At 71.0% G+C, this 19,844-nt stretch carries 22 protein-coding genes; 21 read left to right on the top strand and 1 reads right to left on the bottom strand.

The window, feature by feature from the left end; translation table 11 throughout:
* Positions 1 to 12: 12 nt before the first annotated feature.
* The 6 genes from ACSEEN_RS15090 to ACSEEN_RS15065 all read left to right on the top strand — a co-directional run bounded on the left by ACSEEN_RS15090 (position 13) and on the right by ACSEEN_RS15065 (position 8,549).
* On the top strand, positions 13 to 1,659 hold the full coding sequence (locus tag ACSEEN_RS15090) for an acyl-CoA dehydrogenase family protein (RefSeq protein WP_247867483.1): 1,647 nt from the start codon (positions 13 to 15) through the stop codon (positions 1,657 to 1,659).
* A 150-nt stretch (positions 1,660 to 1,809) separates the two neighbouring features.
* Positions 1,810 to 3,144 carry an ammonium transporter gene (locus tag ACSEEN_RS15085; RefSeq protein WP_247867484.1) on the top strand — a complete coding sequence of 445 codons (1,335 nt, stop codon included), beginning with the start codon at positions 1,810 to 1,812 and terminating at the stop codon, positions 3,142 to 3,144.
* 46 nt (positions 3,145 to 3,190) lie between these two features.
* The gene (locus tag ACSEEN_RS15080) at positions 3,191 to 3,529 is read left to right on the top strand and encodes a P-II family nitrogen regulator (RefSeq protein ID WP_247867485.1); all 339 of its coding nucleotides are present in this window, start codon (positions 3,191 to 3,193) and stop codon (positions 3,527 to 3,529) included.
* Positions 3,504 to 5,849, top strand: coding sequence for a [protein-PII] uridylyltransferase (locus ACSEEN_RS15075; protein ID WP_440713617.1), 2,346 nt, complete (start codon positions 3,504 to 3,506; stop codon positions 5,847 to 5,849). The genes ACSEEN_RS15080 and ACSEEN_RS15075 overlap by 26 nt, the downstream gene beginning before the upstream one ends.
* 30 nt (positions 5,850 to 5,879) lie before the next feature.
* The gene (gene ffh / locus ACSEEN_RS15070) at positions 5,880 to 7,466 is read left to right on the top strand and encodes a signal recognition particle protein (protein ID WP_247867487.1); all 1,587 of its coding nucleotides are present in this window, start codon (positions 5,880 to 5,882) and stop codon (positions 7,464 to 7,466) included.
* A 9-nt stretch (positions 7,467 to 7,475) separates the two neighbouring features.
* On the top strand, positions 7,476 to 8,549 hold the full coding sequence (locus ACSEEN_RS15065; RefSeq protein ID WP_440713616.1) for an amidohydrolase family protein: 1,074 nt from the start codon (positions 7,476 to 7,478) through the stop codon (positions 8,547 to 8,549).
* A gap of 268 nt (positions 8,550 to 8,817) precedes the next feature.
* On the opposite strand, the gene ACSEEN_RS15060 is transcribed toward ACSEEN_RS15065, so the two are convergent.
* A complete protein-coding gene (locus ACSEEN_RS15060) occupies positions 8,818 to 9,471 on the bottom strand; it encodes a hypothetical protein (RefSeq protein ID WP_440713615.1) in 654 nt (217 codons plus the stop codon).
* Positions 9,472 to 9,612: 141 nt separating this feature from the next.
* Here ACSEEN_RS15060 and ACSEEN_RS15055 point away from each other — a divergent pair, with 141 nt between their 5' ends.
* The 15 genes from ACSEEN_RS15055 to ACSEEN_RS14985 all read left to right on the top strand — a co-directional run bounded on the left by ACSEEN_RS15055 (position 9,613) and on the right by ACSEEN_RS14985 (position 19,843).
* On the top strand, positions 9,613 to 10,254 hold the full coding sequence (locus tag ACSEEN_RS15055) for a hypothetical protein (RefSeq protein WP_440713614.1): 642 nt from the start codon (positions 9,613 to 9,615) through the stop codon (positions 10,252 to 10,254).
* Between the two features lie 164 nt (positions 10,255 to 10,418).
* Entirely contained in the window at positions 10,419 to 10,925 is a 507-nt protein-coding gene (rpsP, locus tag ACSEEN_RS15050) for a 30S ribosomal protein S16 (RefSeq protein ID WP_247867496.1), read from the top strand.
* Positions 10,922 to 11,164: an RNA-binding protein gene (locus tag ACSEEN_RS15045; RefSeq protein WP_247867497.1), complete on the top strand. Its 243-nt coding sequence runs from the start codon at positions 10,922 to 10,924 to the stop codon at positions 11,162 to 11,164. Before rpsP ends, ACSEEN_RS15045 begins: the two co-directional genes overlap by 4 nt.
* Positions 11,165 to 11,186: 22 nt before the next feature.
* Positions 11,187 to 11,756 carry a ribosome maturation factor RimM gene (gene rimM / locus ACSEEN_RS15040; RefSeq protein ID WP_440713613.1) on the top strand — a complete coding sequence of 190 codons (570 nt, stop codon included), beginning with the start codon at positions 11,187 to 11,189 and terminating at the stop codon, positions 11,754 to 11,756.
* 4 nt (positions 11,757 to 11,760) lie between these two features.
* The gene (gene trmD / locus ACSEEN_RS15035; RefSeq protein WP_298441902.1) at positions 11,761 to 12,435 is read left to right on the top strand and encodes a tRNA (guanosine(37)-N1)-methyltransferase TrmD; all 675 of its coding nucleotides are present in this window, start codon (positions 11,761 to 11,763) and stop codon (positions 12,433 to 12,435) included.
* A gap of 47 nt (positions 12,436 to 12,482) precedes the next feature.
* Complete coding sequence (locus ACSEEN_RS15030; RefSeq protein ID WP_440713612.1) at positions 12,483 to 13,703, top strand: hypothetical protein; 1,221 nt, start codon at positions 12,483 to 12,485, stop codon at positions 13,701 to 13,703.
* A gap of 165 nt (positions 13,704 to 13,868) precedes the next feature.
* The gene (gene rplS, locus ACSEEN_RS15025; protein WP_298441779.1) at positions 13,869 to 14,210 is read left to right on the top strand and encodes a 50S ribosomal protein L19; all 342 of its coding nucleotides are present in this window, start codon (positions 13,869 to 13,871) and stop codon (positions 14,208 to 14,210) included.
* A 146-nt stretch (positions 14,211 to 14,356) separates the two neighbouring features.
* Positions 14,357 to 15,172: a signal peptidase I gene (gene lepB / locus ACSEEN_RS15020; RefSeq protein ID WP_371307952.1), complete on the top strand. Its 816-nt coding sequence runs from the start codon at positions 14,357 to 14,359 to the stop codon at positions 15,170 to 15,172.
* Between the two features lie 16 nt (positions 15,173 to 15,188).
* The gene (locus tag ACSEEN_RS15015) at positions 15,189 to 15,848 is read left to right on the top strand and encodes a ribonuclease HII (RefSeq protein ID WP_247867982.1); all 660 of its coding nucleotides are present in this window, start codon (positions 15,189 to 15,191) and stop codon (positions 15,846 to 15,848) included.
* Positions 15,845 to 16,156 carry a DUF2469 domain-containing protein gene (locus tag ACSEEN_RS15010; protein ID WP_247867507.1) on the top strand — a complete coding sequence of 104 codons (312 nt, stop codon included), beginning with the start codon at positions 15,845 to 15,847 and terminating at the stop codon, positions 16,154 to 16,156. Before ACSEEN_RS15015 ends, ACSEEN_RS15010 begins: the two co-directional genes overlap by 4 nt.
* A gap of 117 nt (positions 16,157 to 16,273) precedes the next feature.
* Positions 16,274 to 16,678, top strand: a complete 405-nt coding sequence (locus ACSEEN_RS15005; protein ID WP_247867509.1) for a YraN family protein — start codon at positions 16,274 to 16,276, stop codon at positions 16,676 to 16,678.
* Positions 16,679 to 16,688: 10 nt separating this feature from the next.
* Positions 16,689 to 18,200 (top strand): YifB family Mg chelatase-like AAA ATPase, encoded by a 1,512-nt coding sequence (locus tag ACSEEN_RS15000; RefSeq protein WP_440713611.1) that lies wholly within the window; start codon positions 16,689 to 16,691, stop codon positions 18,198 to 18,200.
* The gene (gene dprA, locus ACSEEN_RS14995; protein WP_440713610.1) at positions 18,197 to 19,342 is read left to right on the top strand and encodes a DNA-processing protein DprA; all 1,146 of its coding nucleotides are present in this window, start codon (positions 18,197 to 18,199) and stop codon (positions 19,340 to 19,342) included. The genes ACSEEN_RS15000 and dprA overlap by 4 nt, the downstream gene beginning before the upstream one ends.
* Positions 19,339 to 19,683 carry a hypothetical protein gene (locus ACSEEN_RS14990; protein WP_440713609.1) on the top strand — a complete coding sequence of 115 codons (345 nt, stop codon included), beginning with the start codon at positions 19,339 to 19,341 and terminating at the stop codon, positions 19,681 to 19,683. Before dprA ends, ACSEEN_RS14990 begins: the two co-directional genes overlap by 4 nt.
* The gene (locus ACSEEN_RS14985; protein WP_440713608.1) at positions 19,667 to 19,843 is read left to right on the top strand and encodes a hypothetical protein; all 177 of its coding nucleotides are present in this window, start codon (positions 19,667 to 19,669) and stop codon (positions 19,841 to 19,843) included. Before ACSEEN_RS14990 ends, ACSEEN_RS14985 begins: the two co-directional genes overlap by 17 nt.
* Position 19,844 lies beyond the last annotated feature (1 nt).

The following is a 19,844-nucleotide window of genomic DNA, read 5'->3' as shown; positions in this document are numbered from 1 at the left end:
AAGGTGCATCCCATGGCAGCCACCCACCACGTGTTCAACCAGGCCCCGCCCCGCGTCGGCGTCAACGAGTACACCAGCCACACCGCGCTCACCGAGGCGGTGAACGTCTACGGCGGCGGCTGGGCCACCGACGCGCTCGTCGAGGCCGGTGCGCTGGTCGGCACCGCCGGTTTCCAGCGGGACGCCGAACTGGCGAACACGATCCTGCCGAAGCTGCACACCCACGACCGGTGGGGAAACCGCATCGACGACGTCGAGTTCCATCCCGCCTACCACCGCATCATCGGCGACGCCATCGCTCACGGCGCGCACACCAGCTGCTGGTCGGACCCGCGACCGGGCGCGCACGTGGCCCGCGCGGCGATGTTCATGCAGTTCGGGCAGATCGAACCCGGCCACGCGTGCCCGGTGAGCATGACGCACGCCGTCGTGCCGTCACTGCGGGTGGACCCGGCACTGGCCGAACGGTGGCTGCCGCGCGTCTTCTCGACGGACTACCGGCACGACCTCGGCGCCACGGACCCTTCGACGGGACTCAGGGAGCCGAAACACTCGGCCATCTTCGGCATGGCGATGACCGAGAAGCAGGGCGGTTCGGACGTGCGCGCCAACACCACCAGGGCCGTCGAGCAGTCCGACGGCACCTACCTGATCACCGGGCACAAGTGGTTCTGCTCGGCGCCGCAGTCCGACGCGTTCCTGGTGCTGGCCAACACCGAGCCGGGGGTCACGTGTTTCGTGGTGCCGCGGGTGCTGCCGGACGGGACGCGCAACGTGTTCAACGTGCAGCGCCTCAAGGACAAGCTGGGCAACAAGTCGAACGCGTCGAGCGAGGTCGAGTTCGACGGCACCGTCGGCTGGCGGCTCGGCGACGAGGGCGCGGGTGTGCGGACGATCATCGAGATGGTGAACCAGACCCGGCTGGACTGCATCCTCGGCAGCGCCGCGGGGATGCGGCAGTCCGTCGCCGAGGCCGCCTGGCACGTCCGGAACCGGTCGGCGTTCGGCGCGACCCTGATCGACCAGCCGGCGATGACCGCGGTGATCGCCGACCTGCAAGTGGAGGCCGAGGCCGCCATCTGGACCGGCATGCGCCTGGCCGCCGCGTACGACGACGACTCGGCGGATTCGGCGGCCTTCCGCCGGCTCGCCACCGCGGTCGGCAAGTACTGGGTCTGCAAGCGCGGTCCCGGCCACGCCTACGAGGCGCTCGAATGCCTCGGCGGCAACGGCTACACCGAGACCGGTTTCCCGCTCGCCCGGCGCTACCGGGAGCAGCCGGTGATGGCCGTCTGGGAGGGGTCGGGCAATGTGATCGCCCTCGACGTGCTGCGCGCCATGATGCGCGACCCGCAGTCGGTGGAGGCCGTCGACGCGGAGTTCGAGCGGTCACTGGGCGTCTACCGCGACTACGACCTGCACGTCGAACGGACCCGCAAGCTCGTCGCCCAGGCCGCCGCCGATCCCGCGGGTGCTCCGGCGCTGGCCCGTCGTCTCACCGAATCGATGGCGATCGCGCTGCAGGGCGCAGTGCTGATCCAGCAGGCGCCGCCGGCGGTGACCGAGGCCTTCGTGGCCGGCCGGATCGCCGATCCCGGGCACCTGTACGGCGTGCTCGAGCAGAACCTCGATCTGGCCGCGATCGCCGCACGCGCCTGAGCGCGGCCTCACGACCTGCGGAGAAACCCAGCGTTAACCGGGGCACGGGCCGCGTAACAGTGCGGAAACCGATCAGCGCGCTCTCGGGAAACCTGATCGCGGGAAGGTCTCCTCACACGCCGGAACCGGCGCAGATGAGGAGGTTTCCCCGTGACCACGGCTTTACCCGAGAGCGTCTTCGGAACGTTCGATACCGGTGACACCGCCTGGGTGATCATGAGCGCGGCACTCGTGCTGCTGATGACCCCGGCCCTGGCCTTCTTCTACGGAGGCCTGTGCCGCGGCAAGTCGGTGCTCAACATGATGATGATGTCGTTCGCCGCGCTGGCGACCGTCTCGATCATCTACGTCCTGTTCGGCTTCTCGATGTCGTTCGGCAACTCGCTGACCGGCAGCAACGACATCGCTGGTCTGTTCTCAAACCCGTTCGCGCTGTGGGGATCCGACCAGTTGATGGCCACCAAGGTCGTCGACGGTGCGACCCACGTGGTGATGTGGGGGAGCACCGGGATCCCGGCGATCGTCTTCATGGCCTTCCAGCTGACCTTCGCGGTGATCACCGTCGCGCTGATCAGCGGTGCGATCGCCGAGCGCGCCAAGTTCTCCACCTGGGTTCTCTTCACCATCTTGTTCACCGTGATCGTCTACCTGCCACTGGCACACATGGTGTGGGGCGGCGGCCTGATGTCGAACGCCAAGACCGGCTTCGCCGCCTGGATGTTCGGAGTCACCGACGGCGAGGCGAACGTCGCGCCGATCGACTTCGCCGGCGGCACCGTGGTGCACATCAACGCCGGTATGGCCGGCCTGGTGCTGGCACTGGTGGTCGGCAAGCGGATGGGCTTCGGGCGCACCGCGTACCGCCCGCACAACATCCCGTTCGTCATGCTCGGTGCGGCGCTGCTGTGGTTCGGCTGGTTCGGCTTCAACGCCGGCAGTGAGCTCGGCGCCGACGCCACCGCAGGCCTGGTCTGGGTCAACACCACCGTCGCCACCGCGGCGGCGATCATCGGCTGGCTCGCGGTGGAGTGGTTCCGCGACGGTCACGCCACCTCGGTGGGCGCCGCGTCGGGCATCGTCGCCGGCCTGGTCGCCATCACCCCGGCCTGCGGGGCGCTGACCCCGTCCGGCTCGATCGGCCTCGGCGTCGTCGCCGGTGTGCTGTCGGCGCTGGCCATCGGCCTGAAGAACAAGCTCGGCTACGACGACTCGCTCGACGTGGTCGGCGTCCACCTGGTGTCCGGCCTGTGGGGCACCGTCGCCATCGGCCTGCTGGCCAAGGACAGCGGCCTGTTCTACGGCCACAACCCCAAGCAGCTCGCGGTACAGGTGGTGATCGCGCTGTTCGCGCTGGTCTTCACCGGAGTGCTGACCACGATCATCGCCTACGCCCTGAAGCCGCTCGGCTGGCGTGTCGACCGGGAGGCCGAGGCCACCGGCATCGACTCCGCCGAGCACGCCGAGACCGCGTACGAGCCGGCGTGATGTCGCGGCGAACTACGCTCGACCGCAGAACAGAAAGGGACCACTCATGAAGCTGATCACCGCCATCATCAAGCCGTTCACCCTGGAGGACGTCAAGTCCGCCCTGGAGGAACTCGGAATCGTCGGAATGACGGTCAGCGAGGTGCAGGGCTACGGCCGCCAGAAGGGACACACCGAGGTCTACCGCGGTGCCGAGTACGCCGTCGACTTCGTCCCGAAGGTGCGCGTCGAGGTCGTCGTCGACGACGAGGACGCCGACCAGGTGACCGACGCGATCGTGGAGGCGGCCCGGACCGGCAAGATCGGCGACGGCAAGGTGTGGGTGTCGCCGGTCGAGAAAGTGATCCGGGTGCGTACCGGTGAACGCGGCAGCGAAGCTCTCTGAGGCCCGCGCGGGCGTCCTGGCCGATTTTCCGCCCGACACGATGGCCGGTGAGGCGCTCCGCGAGCGCCTCACCGGCGCGTATGAGGACTGGATCGTCGAGCAGGCCGCCGCGCTGGGGCTGACGGAGGGCAGCGGATTCGCCGTCGTCGCGGTCGGGGCGCTCGGGCGGCGGGAGACGGTGCCCGGCTCGGACCTGGACCTGGTGCTGGTGCACGACGACCGGTATCCGGACCGGCTGGAGACCATCGCCGAGGGACTCTGGTACCCGATCTGGGATTCGGGCGTGGCGCTGGACCACAGCGTGCGGACCATCCCGGCGGCGTTGCAGGTGGCGCGGGACGAACCGACCGCCGCACTGGGACTGCTCGACGCGCGATTCATCGCGGGCGACAGCGACCTGGCCGCGCTGATGATCGCGTCGGTCCGCAACCTGTGGCGCGTGGAGGCACGACTCCGGCTGCCGGAAGTCCTCGAGCTCACCCGGCAGCGCTGGGAGCGGGCCGGGGACATCGCCCAGCACGCCACCCCGGATCTCAAACACGGCCGGGGCGGACTGCGCGACGTTCAGTTGCTGGGTGCGCTGGCGCTGGCCCAGCTCACCGACGGGCTGGTCCGGCTGCGCGCCGATCAGCCGGACTCGCCGGTCGCCGCGGCCTACCGGCGGTTGCTCGACGTCCGGACGCAGCAGCAACTCATCACCGGCCGGGCGCGGGACCGGTTGCAGGCCCAGGACGCCGAGCAGTTGGCGGCGGCTCTCGGGCTCGAGGACCGGTTCGAGCTCGCCGGCCTGCTCAGCGACGCGGGCCGGACCATCGAGTTCGCGGTCGCCACCGGGATCCGGACGGCGAGTAGTGCGGTCGGCCGGCGCGGACTCTCGCGCTTCCGGCGGCTCCCCATCCGCAAACCGCTCGACGAGGGTGTCGTGGAGCACGACGGCGAGGTGGCTCTGGCCCGCTCGGTGATTCCGAGTCAGGACGCGGGCCTGGTGTTCCGGGTGGCCGCGGCGTCGGCGCAGCACGACCTGCCGATCAACGGTCCCGCCCTGGAACGACTCGCCCGGTACGCGCCCGCACCGGAGGTGCCGCTGCGCGCCGAGCCGCTGGCCGATCTGCTGGTCCTGCTGTCGGCGGGCCGGCCGATGGCCCGGACGGTCGAGGCGCTCGACCGCATCGGGCTGTGGGGTGGGCTGTTCCCGGAGTGGGCGACGATCCGCGACCTCGCGCCGCGCGATCCGGTGCACACCTGGACGGTCGACCGCCACCTGATCGAGACGGTGATCGGTGCGGCGTCGTTGACCACCAGCGTGTCCCGCCCGGACCTGCTGCTGCTCGGCGCGCTGATCCACGACATCGGCAAGGGCCGCGGCGGCGATCACAGTGAGATCGGTGCCGAGCTGGCCGTCGACATCGGCCGCCGTCTGGGCCTGTGGCCGCAGGACGTGGCCACGCTGTCCGCCGTGGTCCGGCACCACCTGGTGCTGCCCTCGGTGGCCACGCGGCGCGATCCGACCGATCCGAAGGTGGTCGAGTCGGTCGCGCAGACCCTCGATCACGACCGGGTGCTCGTCGAACTGCTCGGGGCGCTGGCGCAGGCCGACGGGGAGGCCACCGGCACCGGGGTGTGGAGCGACTGGAAGGCCGGTCTCGTCGCGGGCCTGACGGCGCGGGTACTGGAGGTGATCGGCGGCGGCGAGGTCACGGCCCCCGAGCCGCTGACCGACGAGCAGCGGGCGCTGGCCGAGGAGGGTGGACTGCACGTCCGGCTGGAAGCCGGCGACGGGCCCACCACCTACGTCGCGACGATGGTCTCCCCGGACCGGCCGGGACTGCTGTCCCGGATGGCCGGGGTGCTGGCCGCGTCGGGCCTGGCGACCCATTCCGCGCAGGTCCGCAGCCACGACGGGCATGCGGTGAACACCTTCGTGGTGACGCCGGCCTTCGGCGACCCGCCGGACGTGCAGGTGCTGCGGCAGCGGCTGCGGAGCGCGCTGGAGAGCGGCGGCGACGTGCTCGCCTCGCTCGCCGGTGAGGGGGCGCCGCCGGTGCTCGCGCCACCGCGGGCGTCGTGGGTGGTCGATCCGGCCACCGGCTCGCTGCTGCTGGAGGTGCGTGCCGCCGACCGCGCCGGTCTGCTGGCCCGGATCGCGGCGGTGCTGGAACGGGCCGGGGCCGACATCGTCTGGGCGACGGTCACCACGCTCGGTTCCACGGTGATCGACACCTTCTGCGTCCGGCTGTCCCGAGATACGCCGGCCGTGCGCGACGATCTCGCCGCGGCGGTGCTGCGCGTCTGTCCGGCCCCGGCGGTCCCCGTGCTGTGACGGCCGCGCCGACCATGGAAAGATGGGGGAATGTTCGAGTCTCTTTCCGACCGGTTGACCGGTGCCCTCAAGGACCTGCGCGGCAAGGGCCGGCTCACCGACGCCGACATCGATGCCACCGCGCGGGAGATCCGGCTGGCGCTGCTCGAGGCGGACGTCTCGCTGCCGGTGGTCCGGGCGTTCATCGCGCGGATCAAGACGCGTGCCAAGGGCCAGGAGGTCTCCGGTGCGCTGAACCCGGCGCAGCAGATCGTCAAGATCGTCAACGAGGAACTGATCGGGATCCTCGGCGGCGAGACCCGCCGCCTGCAGCTGGCGAAGAACCCGCCGACGGTCATCATGCTGGCCGGCCTGCAGGGCGCCGGTAAGACGACGCTCGCCGGCAAGCTGTCGCACTGGCTCACCAAGCAGGGGCACACCCCGGTGCTGGTGGCCTGTGACCTGCAGCGCCCGGGCGCCGTCCAGCAGTTGCAGATCGTCGGCGAGCGGGCCGGGGTGCCGGTGTTCGCGCCGAACCCGGGCACCGCGGTCGGCGGCGAGGGCGCCCTCGGCGTCGACGGCTCCGGCGATCCGGTCGCCGTCGCGACCGCCGGTGTGGAGTTCGCCCGCGAGAAGCAGTACGACGTGGTCATCATCGACACCGCAGGCCGCCTCGGCATCGACGAGGTGCTGATGCGCCAGGCGTCGGACATCCGCGATGCCACCGACCCGGACGAGGTGCTGTTCGTCCTCGACGCGATGATCGGCCAGGACGCGGTGACCACCGCGCAGGCCTTCGCCGAGGGCGTCGACTTCACCGGCGTGGTCCTGACCAAGCTCGACGGCGACGCCCGCGGCGGCGCCGCGCTGTCGGTGCGCGAGGTGACCGGCCGGCCGATCATGTTCGCGTCGACCGGTGAGAAGCTCGACGAGTTCGACGTCTTCCATCCCGACCGCATGTCCAGCCGCATCCTCGGCATGGGCGACGTGCTCTCCCTCATCGAGCAGGCCGAACAGCACTGGGACGCCGCCGAGGCGGAGAAGGCCGCCGAGAAGATCAGCCAGGGCGAACTGACCCTGGAGGACTTCCTCGAGCAGATGCTGATGATCCGCAAGATGGGCCCCATCGGGAACCTGCTCGGCATGCTGCCCGGCGCGGGGGACATGAAGGACGCCCTCGCACAGGTCGACGACAAGCAACTCGACAAGATCCAGGCGATCATCCGCGGTATGACCCCGGCCGAGCGTGCCGATCCGAAGATCATCAACGCTTCGCGCCGCATCCGCATCGCGAAGGGCTCCGGCGTCACCGTGACCGACGTGAATCAGCTGGTGGACCGCTTCTTCGCGGCCCGCAAGATGATGTCGCAGATGTCCGGCCGGATGATGGGCATGCCCGGCGGCGGGCGGCGGAACAACCGCAAGGGCAAGAAGGGCGCCAAGGGGCGCAAGGGCAAGGGCCGCGGACCGACGCCGCCGAAGGCGATGCGCGGCGGCATGCCGGGCATGGGGATGCCGGGGATGCCGATGGGCATGCCGCCGGGCATGGATCTGTCGCAGATGCCGCCCGGGCTCGACCAGCTCCCGCCCGGCCTGGAGGGCATCGACCTGAACAACCTGAAGCTGCCGAAGAAGTAGGCCGCGATCGTGGGCGCCGAACACTACCGGGGAATCGATCCCTTCACCGGCGAGACGCTGGACCTCTGGGTCGACGGCGGACGGCTCTCGACCGAGCCGGTCGCCGGGGCCGAGACGGTGTCCGACGGCGGGTGGATCGTGCCCGGGCTGGTCGACGCCCACAACCACGTCGGCATCGCGCCCGGTCTCGGGGTGACCATCGAGCAGGCGCGCGGTTTCGCCGCGCAGGACGCCCGCGCCGGGGCGCTGCTGATCCGCGAGGTCGGCTCGCCCGTCGACACCCACCCGCTCGACGGCGACGCCCACGGTCCCCGCTTCCTGCGGGCGGGCAAGCACATCGCGCGACCCAAGCGCTACCTGCGCGACTACGGCGTCGAACTCGACGATCCCGGACTCCTGGCCGACGAGGTGCGCAGGCAGGCCGCGGCCGGCGACGGCTGGGTGAAGCTGGTCGGGGACTGGATCGACCGCGAGGCCGGCGACCTCGCGCCGCTGTGGACCCGGGCCCAGCTCGACTCGGCGGTGGCCGCGGCGCACGCGGCGGGCGCCCGGATCACCGCGCACGTCTTCGGCTACGACGCCCTGCCCGACATCATCGGCGCCGGCTTCGATTCGATCGAGCACGGCACCGGCCTCACGCCGGACCTGATCGACGAGCTGGTGGCCCGGAAGATCGCGCTGGTGCCGACGCTGATCCAGGTGGAGAACTTCCCGGGGATCGCCGACGGCGCCGACCGGTTCCCGGTGTACCAGGCGAACATGCGCAAGCTCTACGCCGAGGCGGGATCGGTGTACGCCGCCGCCCGGGAAGCGGGAGTGGCGATCTACGCGGGTACCGACGCGGGTGGCTTCGTGGAGCACGGGCGCATCGTGGACGAGGTGCAGGCGCTGACCGGGATCGGGTTCTCGCCGCTGGAGGCGCTGGCCACGTCGTCCATCGCTCCACGCCGCTGGCTGGGCGTCGACGCTCTGGATCACCGCGCGCGCGCCGACTTCCTGGTCCTGGACTCCGACCCCGCCGGGTCCGTCACCGCGCTGCGCACCCCGCGCCACATCGTCTGCGGCGGCGCCCGCCTTTCCTGACCCGGTTCCGGTCGTCCTTTCGACACGGTCTCGGCTAGCGCCTCGACCGGTGGTTCCTGAGCGAAGTCGAAGGGCTCAAGGGGCTGTCGGCCAGCTCGTCGAGCCGGGCAGGTGGACAGCCCGTTGAGCCGGACAGACCCTAGACAGCCCGTTGAGCCGGACATCTGTGCTACACGACATCTGCGAGGTCTGCCGGCGGGGTTGTGCTGGAGATACTCACGTCTGTTGGACGCACGTCGTCGCGATTCGGTTCCACGACAGGCCGCGTCTACAGCAGGCGGATGATGCCGATCACGATCAGCAGGGCCGACACGAGCCAGCCGGCGCCGCGGGCGACGACGCCCTGGTTGGCGCGGGCCGTCGCGAAGAGGCGGCCGACCCAGGAGTGCGGGAACCGCCGTACGACACCCAGGAACAGCGCGGCCAGGATCGGCAGGCTGAGGGCGACGGTGGCGAAGAGGAACAGGCCGGCGTAGCGTTCGGCGGCCGGGATGTCGCTCGCCGAGAGCACGGCCAGGCCGGCGAAGAACGGGACCGAGGTGGCCGACTGGATGCCGCCGAGGATCATTCCGACGAGCACGGTCAGCGGCGACGGTGTGCGTAGCGGTCGCAGGATCTTCTCGACCAGGTCCGAGGAATCGCCGCCGCGGTAGGTCAGCACCGCGGTGACCACGCCGGTCAGGATCAGCAGGATGCCGAACACCGGTGAGGTGACGATGTGTTTGACGAAGTCGCCGATGCCGTCGAACACGAGCAGCGTGATCGTGGCGAGCAGGAACACGCCGAGCCAGTCGCCGAAGACCAGCAGACCGGCGATCCAGCGGTAGCGGCCCGGCGGCAGCATCATCGCCAGCGCCACCAGCACGCCGATCAGCAGGACGTTCACCGCGTCCACGAAGGCGTACGCGAGGGCGTTGAGCATGGGTGTCGCTCTCCGTTCCTCGTCGTCTCGACTGCGTGCTGCGGTGCGACCGGGCGGCACACCTGTCGCGAGTCTAACCAGCCGGGGGTACCGCGCCGCGAATCCGGCAGGTGCGGCCTTGCTCGCGTTAGCCTGGCGACTGTGAGCTACGACCTCTGGATCCTGCCCGCCGAACACTGCGCCGATGCGTCCGCCGCCGAAGCCCACGTCGCCGGTGAATGGGGCCGGACCGGGCAGGCGGCGGCGCAGGCCGTGGCCGATCGGATCACCGCACGCGATCCGGGCGACGACGACTCGGGGTTCCTGTCCTGCTCGCCGCTCGACGCCGAGGGCGACGTGGTGATCGTGCCGTCACCGTTCAGCCGGATTCAGGCGGCGCGGGACGCGACGCTCACCGAGGCGCTGCCGGCGGGCTTCGCCGTGTACGACCCGCAAAACGGCGTCCTCCTCGATCCGCGCACGGCCGTCGACGGCGTGATGACGTCCCGCACCGAGGGCGACTATCCGGTGATCACACCCGCGGCCGTGGAACATCTCTGCGGGCGCCTGCGGGTGGACGACTTCCTGATCGTCGAGACCGGCCCCGAGTTCTACTGCCAGACCATGCGCCAGACCTACGACGCGTACGACGTCGAGTACCGCGACGGCTCAGCGGGACGGCACTTCCGCACGAGCGTGGATACCGCCGACCGGGTCGCCGGCCTCATGACGGCCTGGCTGCGCGGGGGACCGGCGGCCGTGCGCGAGGACGCCGCGACCGCCTGGGAGAAGCTGGATCTGTAGCCGGCGGAGCGTTTTGGCCGCGCTCGCCCGATCTGGCAGAATGGCCGGTTGGTTCGCCGGAACCGGCCACGGCCGACCGGCGGTCACCCCGTAAGAGATCGCAAAACCGGATCCGCCACTCCCGTGCGGATCGCTGAATTGCGCTGTGACATGAAGGATTTCACATGGCTGTCAAGATCAAGCTCACCCGTCTCGGCAAGATCCGCAACCCCCAGTACCGCGTCGTCGTCGCCGATGCCCGCACCCGTCGTGACGGTCGTGCCATCGAGACCATTGGCAAGTACCACCCGAAGGAAGAGCCCTCGCTGATCGTGATCGACTCCGAGCGCGCGCAGTACTGGCTCGGTGTCGGCGCCCAGCCGACCGACGCCGTCCTGAACCTGCTCAAGGTGACCGGTGACTGGCAGAAGTTCAAGGGCCTGCCGGGCGCCGAGGGCACCCTGAAGGTCGCCGAGCCGAAGCCGACCAAGCAGGAGCTGTTCGCCGCCGCGCTGGCCGCCGCCGACAACGAGCCGGTCGCCGAGGCCACCACCGCCAAGAAGAAGCCCGCCAAGAAGGGTGCCGTCGAAGAGGTCGCGGAGAAGGTCGAAGAGGCCGTCGAGGCCGCGGTCGAGAAGGCCGAAGAGGTCGTCGAGAAGGTCGCCGAGGCCCTGGCGGGCGACGACAAGTGAGTGCCGTCATTGCCGACGCCGTCGAGCACCTGGTGCGCGGCATCGTCGCCAATCCCGACGACGTGCGCGTCGAGCTCATCACCGGCCGTCGCGGCCGGATGATCGAGGTGCACGTGAACCCGGAGGACCTCGGCAAGGTGATCGGCCGCAACGGCCGGACCGCCACCGCGCTGCGGACCCTGGTCGCCGGCGTCGGCGGCCGCGGGATGCGCGTCGACATCGTCGACACCGACCGCTGACCGGCTCGCGAGGACACCGTCGATGGATCTGGTGATCGGCCGTGTGGCCAAAACCCACGGTGTGCGCGGTGAACTCGTCGTCGATGTGCGCACCGACGACCCCGGCGAGCGTTTCGCCGTGGGCACGGTGCTGCGCGGCCGCGCCCCCAAGGGCGGCGGCGAGAAGAACTACACGGTGACAGCCGCCCGGCCTCATGCCGGGCGGCTGCTCGTGTCCCTGGCGGGCGTCGGCGATCGCACCGCCGGTGACGCGCTGCGCGGCACGCTGTTCCTGATCGACGCGGCCGACGTCGACTCCGGCGACGACCCGGACGAGTTCTACGACCACGAGCTGATCGGCCTGCCGGTCAGCACGGTCGACGGTGACGCGGTCGGCGAGATCGCCGACGTCCTGCATCTGCCCGGCGGCGAGATCCTGTCGGTGGCGACGCCCGCGGGCGCCGAGGTCCTGATCCCGTTCGTGACGGAGATCGTGCCGACGGTGAGCCGCGAGGGCGTCGTGGTCGATCCGCCCGAGGGACTGCTTGACCCTTCGACGGGCTCAGGGGGCGAGACGACAGGCTCGGAGCGCGACTCGGGGAGCGCGGGGTAGCGGCGTGCGGATCGACGTCGTCACCATCTTCCCGGAATATCTGGACCCGATGCGGGTCGCGCTGCTCGGTAAGGCCGTCGACGCCGGTGTTCTCCAGATCGGCGTTCACGACCTGCGGGAGTGGACGCATGACGTCCACCGCAGCGTCGACGACCAGCCGTACGGCGGCGGCCCCGGCATGGTGATGAAGCCCGAGGTCTGGGGTCCCGCGCTCGACGCAGTGTGCCCCGACGAGGCGCTGCTCGTGGTGCCGACCCCGGCCGGGGTGCCGTTCACCCAGGCGACCGCGGAGCGGTGGAGTACCGAGGCACACCTGGTGTTCGCGTGCGGCCGCTACGAGGGCATCGACCAGCGGGTGTTCGACGACGCCGCGCGGCGTGTCCGCGTCGAAGAGGTGTCGCTGGGCGACTTCGTGCTGATCGGCGGTGAGGTCGCGGTACTCGCCATGGTCGAGGCCACCACGCGGCTGATCCCCGGCGTGATCGGGAATCCGCAGTCGCACCGGGAGGACTCCTTCTCCGACGGTCTGCTGGAGGGCCCGAGCTATACACGCCCGAAGGTGTGGCGCGACCTGGAGGTGCCGCCGGTACTGCTTTCCGGCGATCATGCGAAGGTCGCCGCCTGGCGGCACGAGCAGTCTCTCGAACGGACCCGCGAGCGTCGCCCCGATCTGCTCTGAGACCGCGTGTCATGGAACCGGATGGGCGCTCGCTGCGTCTAACCGTCATGACACCGCGCTCCGATTGGTTCGTCGAACTCGGCGCCGTGCTGGGCCGCCTCGATTCGATGGATCCGGGTGGCGCGGCCGCGGACGGCGCCGAACTCGCCAGAATCGCGTCGGCCGCCGGTCAGATCGCGGGACGGCTGGCCGGTAGATTCTCCCAGGTCGACGGGCTGGTGGGAGACGGAGCGGTCGGTGCCGACGCCGCCGGGCTGAGCCTCGGCGATCAGGTCCAGGGCGCGGCCCAGGGACTCGAACCCGCCCACGGTGCCCTCACCAGCGGTGCGCAGGCGCTCATGATGTCGACCGCATCGCGGGCCCAGATCGTGGCACTCTGGGCGTTCGGGAACCGCACCGGGCAACCCGAATTCGTCACCAAGGCCTCGGTGTCGTCCCTGATGACCGGGGTCTACAGCGAACCGATCGGCGGGCACGCGGACGGGCTGCACCCGGCCGCGCCGCCACCGGTACGCGGACTCGGGCCCGCCGCCGCGGTGCCCGGTGCGGGCGGCGTCGCACCGTCGCCCGCGACCATGATCCCGGCCGGCACGGCGCCCGCGGCCCCGGCGCCCACCGCGGGGGACCTCGTGCGCAAGACCGCGGTCACGCCCGGCACCGGTGTGCGCCGGGGCGGCGGAGACCCCACGCCCTCTCCGCGATCGGAGAACACCCCGGCCCCGACCGGCGGGGCGCCCGGACCGGACCGGCGCGGCGGCACGCGGACCACCGCGCCCCTGGCCGGTTCGGTGCCGCCGGACACGCGGCCGGTCACCTCGGGGCCGCCCGCCGGGGGTCGCCCCGCGCCGGACGGCGGCGGGGGTCGTGCGGTACCCGTCGTCGTCCCGCCGGTACCGGCCGTTCCACCCGGTTTATCGACGATGCCGCGCGGCGGCGGGCCGGTGCCGTCGACCTCGCCGTCGTCGCCGGCGGCTCCGTCGCGGACGGCTCCGCCGGTGGCCGGGCCGGGTACCGGCGGACCGGGCGGCCGGAACGGGTCGTCGCCGATGTCCCCGGCGGCCGGGCGCGGCGGCGCCCGGGAGGACGACAAGCGGCGGACACCGGACTACCTGCTCTCGGTGCGCGAGGCGGTCGGCCTGATCGGCCCGTTGCCGCTGGCCGGACCGGCGGTGCTGGGTGATACGGCCGTCGCCGCCGGGGACGCTGCTCCCGCGCCGGGCACGCCGACCAGGGACCATGACGACCAGGATCTCGACTTCACCCTCTGACACGGCGATTTCACCGGCGCGGCGTCGTCTGGCAGAATAGAGCGCTGTTGCCCGCTCCAGGTGGGCATCGACCATTGACTCGGGCACGAACCGGTCGGTCCCCGCGCGGCTTCGCCACGATCGGGGCGCCAGGTTCCTCTGCACCACTCACCGATTGGATCCACCATGAACACCCTTGACTTCCTCGACAAGCAGTCCCTCCGCGACGACATCCCGGAGTTCGCTCCCGGCGACACCGTCGACGTCCACGTGAAGGTCATCGAGGGCTCCAAGGAGCGGATCCAGGTGTTCAAGGGCGCCGTGATCCGCCGCCAGGGCGGCGGCATCCGTGAGACCTTCACCGTGCGCAAGGTGTCGTTCGGCGTGGGCGTGGAGCGCACCTTCCCGGTGCACAGCCCCAACATCGCCAAGATCGACGTCGTGACCCGCGGTGACGTGCGCCGCGCCAAGCTGTACTACCTGCGCGACCTGCGCGGCAAGGCCGCCAAGATCAAGGAAAAGCGCTGATCTTTCCCAAGACGCGTCCCGACGGCCCCGGAGCACCTCGCTCCGGGGCCGTCGTGCATCTCCGGACGCGCGTGACGCGGTGCCGGCGACCGGCCGGACCTGCGCCGATCGCGCTTCGGGCGCATCGCCCGCTAATCTGAATCCTCGTGAACGACTTCGACGGCGACAGCGCCGTGCCGGACGACGACGCCGACGCCGCGAACACGGTCCCCGCGAAAGACGAGACACCGGACGAGGAGGAGAAGGAGAAGGGCCGCAAGGGCGGGATCCTCCGCGAGATCGCCATCGTCATCGGCATCGTGCTGGCTCTGATGTTCGTGGTGAACACCTTCTTCTTCCGGCAGTACGTGGTGCCGAGCGAGTCGATGGAACCAACCCTGCACGGCTGCACCGGCTGCACCAACGACCGTATCGTCGTCGACAAGATCACCTATCGGTTCTCCGATCCGAAGCCGGGCGACGTCGTCGTCTTCAAGGCGCCGAGCGATTCGTGGGATCGCGGCTGGAATTCGCCGCGCTCGGGCAATCCGGTGATCCACAAGATCCAGGACGTGCTGTCCTGGTTCGCCCTGTCGCCGCCGAATGAGAACAACCTGGTCAAACGGGTGATCGCCACCGAGGGGCAGACCGTGGAATGCCACGCGGCGGACGGCAAGGGTGTGACGGTCAACGGTAAGTCGCTGCGCGAGCCGTACATCGACAAGAACCTGCAGAACGCGCAGTACACCGATGACGGCACCGGCGGGGGCAGCTGTTACGGCGATGACTTCGGGCCGGTCACCGTGCCGAAGGGCAACGTCTGGGTGATGGGCGACAACCGCTCGGATTCGGCCGACTCCCGGTACCACATGGACGACGAGTTCCACGGCACGGTGCCGGTCAAGGACATCCGCGGCAAGGTCCGCTTCATCATCTATCCGTTCTCCCGGTTCGGCGGTGTCGACGCGGTCGATCCGCAGTAGGCGAGTGGTGGCGACCGTGTCGGCCACCCGCTGGCCACCGCGCACGACGGTCCGCCGGGCCGCGGCGCTGCGCACCCTGGAGTTCACCCTCGACCGGTCCGGTCTCGGGCCGGTCGCCGGGGTCGACGAAGCCGGGCGCGGGGCCTGCGCCGGGCCGCTGGTGGTGGCCGCGTGCATCCTGGGGCCGACGCAGCTCAAATCGCTGGCCGACCTGGACGACTCCAAGAAGCTCAGTCCCGCCACCCGGGACCGGCTGTACGACGCGGTGCACCGCTACGCGGTCGCCACCAGCGTCGTGGTGATTGAGGCGGATGAGATCGACCGGATCGGTATCCACGTCGCCAACATCCGCGGCATGCGGCAGGCCGTCGCCGGCCTGCCGGTGCGGCCCGGTTATGTGCTGTCCGACGGCTTCGGGGTACCCGGGCTGACCGCGCCGTCGCTCCCGGTCATCGGCGGCGACGCCAGCGCGGCGTGCATCGCGGGCGCGTCGATCCTGGCGAAGGTGACGCGCGACCGGATCATGGCCGGGCTCGACGACGTGCACACCGGCTACGATTTCGCCGTCCACAAGGGCTACAGCACGGCCCACCACATGGCGTGTCTGGACCGGCTCGGACCGTCGCCGGTGCACCGGATGTCGTACCGAAACGTCCGCGATAGGCTTGTCGAATGAGCGCTGAGGACCTTGAGAAGTACGAAGCCGAGATGGAGCTGTCCCTGTACCGCGAGTACAAGGACCTGGTCGGCCAGTTCTCCTACGTCGTCGAGACCGAGCGGCGGTTCTACCTGGCCAACGGCGTCAACCTGATCCCGCGAAACAACGAGGGCGAGGTCTACTTCGAGATCCACCTGACCGACGCCTGGGTGTGGGACATGTACCGGCCGGCGCGCTTTGTGAAGCAGGTCCGGGTGGTGACGTTCAAGGACGTGAACATCGAGGAACTCGAGCGCGCCGAACTGCGTCTGCCCGACGAGCCGTAGACCCTCGGGCGCCCGGGCGCAAGACCCTCGCGTGGGGCCCTGTGGACAACCATCGTTGTCCACAGGGCCGCACGCATCGGTGGTGACAGGGCCGGTGGCCGGCCTCATCCTCGATTCATGGGGGAAATCGCAGAGCGCCGCGACCGGCGTGGACAAGTGGGTCGGCTCGGTGAGGATCTGGCCGCGGACCATGTCGCCGGGCTGGGGTGGCGGATCCTGGACCGGAACTGGCGGACGCGGTACGGCGAGCTCGATCTGATCGCCGCGGACGGGACCACGCTGGTGATCGTCGAGGTGAAGACGCGGGCATCGCGGACCTTCACCGATCCGGTGGCCGCGGTGACCGCCGACAAACTGCGGCGGATGCGGCTGCTGGCGCGGCAATGGCTCGCCGCGCAACCGCCGGGGGCGCCGTGGTGGGAGATCATCCGGTTCGACGTCGTCTCGATCCAGCTCGATCTCGACCGGCCCGGGGATCGGTCACTCGCGCGGCTGACCCATCACACCGGGCTCGTGGACTGAAGGCCGAGTCATGCGAGTCGTGGGCAACGTGCATTCGATGGGACTGGCCGGGATCGTCGCCGCGCCGATCGAGATCCAGGGCAACATCGCCTCCGGACTGCCGGGCGTGACGATCAGCGGCAGCGTCGACGGATCGCTGCGCGAGGCGAAGGACCGGGTGCGCGCGGCAGTCGTGAACTCCGGGTTCAAGTGGCCGGAGATGAAGGTCACGATCGCGCTGGCACCGGCGCAGACCCGCAAGGAGGGTTCGGGCTTCGACCTCGGGATGGCGCTGGCCGTGCTGATCGCCGACGGACTCGCCGCGGAGGTCTCGCTCGAGACGACCGTATTCCTCGGAGAACTCGCGCTCGACGGCCGGGTGCGACCGGTCCGCGGGGTACTGCCCCTGCTGCTCGCAGCGTACGACGCCGGCTTCCGGCGGGCCGTCGTCCCGGTGGCGAACACGCGGGAGGCGGCCCTGGTCGAGGGACTGGACATCGGCGGGGCGCAGTCGCTTTCGCACGTGGTGGCCTGGCTCTCCGGCGAGGCCGCCCTCGACGCCGTCGAATCCGGTGACGCCGGGTGCCCGCCGCCGGTGCCCGACATGGCCGACGTGGTGGGGCAGGCGCAGGCCCGGCACGCCCTCGAGGTGGCCGCGGCCGGCGGCCACCATGTCCTGATGACCGGGCCGCCGGGTATCGGGAAGACGATGCTCGCTTCCCGGATTCCGGGAATCCTGCCGCCGCTGGAGCCCGCCGAGGCACTGGAGGTGACCGCGATCCACTCGATCGCCGGGACGCTGCCGTCGCACCACCCGCTGATCACCGTCCCGCCGTTCGTCGCTCCGCACCACGGCCTGTCGATGACGGCGCTGCTCGGCGGCGGCACCGGGATGGCGCGCCCCGGGGCCGTCTCCCGCGCCCACCGCGGGGTGCTGTTCCTGGACGAGTGTGCCGAGATGGGGCCGAAGGTGCTCGACGGCCTGCGCCAGCCGCTGGAGGAGGGCCGCGTCAAGATCAGCCGCCGCGACGGCGACGCCGTCTACCCGTCGCGGTTCCTGCTGCTACTCGCCGCCAACCCGTGTCCGTGCGCGCCGGCGCACGACGTCGACTGCGTCTGCACGTCGATCGTCCGGCGCCGCTACCTCGGCAAGCTGTCCGGTCCACTGATGGACCGCATCGACATCCGCGTGCAGATGGAACCACCCGGCAGCACCATGCTGCTCAGCGCGCGCGGGGAGCCGAGCGCGACCGTCGCGCAACGGGTGGCCCAGGCGCGCACCCGGGCCCGGGAACGATGGCGTGAACGCGGATGGCTCACCAACGCCGAGGTACCGGGCAGTGCTCTGCGCCAGGACTTCCCGCTGGCCCGTGAGACGCTGGCGCCGATCGAGCGTTTTCTGCGCGAGGGCCGGGTGACGGCCCGCGGCGCGGACCGCGCTTTACGGCTGGCGTGGACCCTGTGTGACCTGCGCGCGGGGGAGCGGCCCGGGCCCGACGACGTCGCCCAGGCGCTGATGTACCGCGATCGGGAGTTCCGGTGAGCACGCCCGACGAGGCCGAGCGACGGGCCTGGGCGTACCTGTCGGCGGTGGCCGAACCGCCCTGCGCGCCGTTGATCGCGCTGGTCGCCCGGCACGGCGCCGTCGAGACGGCGCGGATGGTGAAGGCCCAGAGCCTGCCCGCGGGCCATGCGGCGGTGCGGACCGCCACCGCCGCCCGGGCCGCGGTGGACCGCGGCGCCGCCGACCTCGATACCGCCGCGCGGCTCGGCGCCAGGCTCGTCACGCGCGACGACGACGAGTGGCCCGCCTGGTCACTGCTCGCCCTGGACACCGCGAGCACGGCGGCCCGCGGCGGCACCCCGCTGGCCCTGTGGGTCCGGGGCGCGCCGCCGCTGGAGTCGTTCACGCAGTCGGCGATCGGCGTGGTGGGGGCGCGGGCGTCGTCGTCGTACGGCGATCACGTGGCGGGCCGGCTCGGCGGGGACCTCGCCGCGCAGCGCTGGACGGTGGTGTCCGGCGGGGCCTACGGCATCGACGGCGCCGCCCACCGGGGCGCGCTCGGCGCGGGCGGCCCGACACTCGCGGTGCTGGCCTGCGGTATCGACCGCGACTATCCGGCCGGCCACCACAGACTGCTCGCCGAGATCGCGTCGCACGGACTGGTGATCACCGAGTACCCGCCCGGCACGACCGCCGCCAAGCACCGCTTCCTCACCCGGAACCGGCTGGTCGCGGCACTGTCCGGGGCGCTCGTGGTGGTCGAGGCGGGGCGTCGTTCGGGTGCGGCGAACACCGCGGCATGGGCGCGGCATCTGGGACGGCCGCTCGGGGCGGTGCCCGGTCCGGTCACCTCGGCGACCTCGGTCGGCTGTCACCAGATGATCGCCGACGGCGACGCGGCCCTGGTGTTCGACGCGGCATCGGTGCTGGCCCTGGTCGAGGTGGACGGGCACGACAGTCACGTTCCGGCACCGCCACGCCCGACGGACGGCCTGCCACCCGCGCAGTTCGAGGTGCTCGAGGCGCTGCCCGCCCGCGCCGGCCGCACGGTCGACGAGATCGCCGTCGCCGCCGCCCGGCCCGCCGACGAGGTCCGTGTCGCGCTGGCGATGCTGGAAGTGCGGGGACTCGTCGAGACCGCCGCCGGGACCTGGCGGCTGGCGCGGGGCGGCCGGTCGTGAACGCGCAGGTGTGGGTCACGCTGATACTCGGCGTCTCGGCCACCGCCGGTGTACTGGCGACGCTCTGGCAGCGGCAACGATCCGAGGAACGCGATCGTGCCCAGCGTGCGGAGTACGACTCCCGGAGTGAATGGTGGAAACGCTACGAGTGGGCGGTGGAACAGGCGTACGGAACCGATGATCGTGGGCGGCAGTTCATGGGGCTGGATGTGCTGGGCGAACTGATCCGCTCGCCGCTGGCGACACGGAGTGAGTGGGGCCTCATCCGCGCGCTGGTGATACATCCGGACATCCGGCACACTGGGAATCGGAGAGGGGGACGACATGACGGATCTCGCTGAGAGCGCGAGGCAGCGCGCCGAGTCGGGTGAGGTGTTGTTCGGGAGCACACCAGCACTGCGCCGCAAGAGTGCGCAGCTCGTCGTCGAGATCGACCGCCTCGAAGGTAAGGAGCCACCCCGGTGGGTGCTCGATGTGGCCGAGGGGCGTCTCCCGGCCTGAG

It is taken from the genome of Gordonia marina, assembly GCF_052036135.1.
Lineage (GTDB): Bacteria > Actinomycetota > Actinomycetes > Mycobacteriales > Mycobacteriaceae > Gordonia.
Note: the sequence above shows the minus strand (reverse complement) of the source record. Positions and strands in the feature narration are given on the sequence as shown.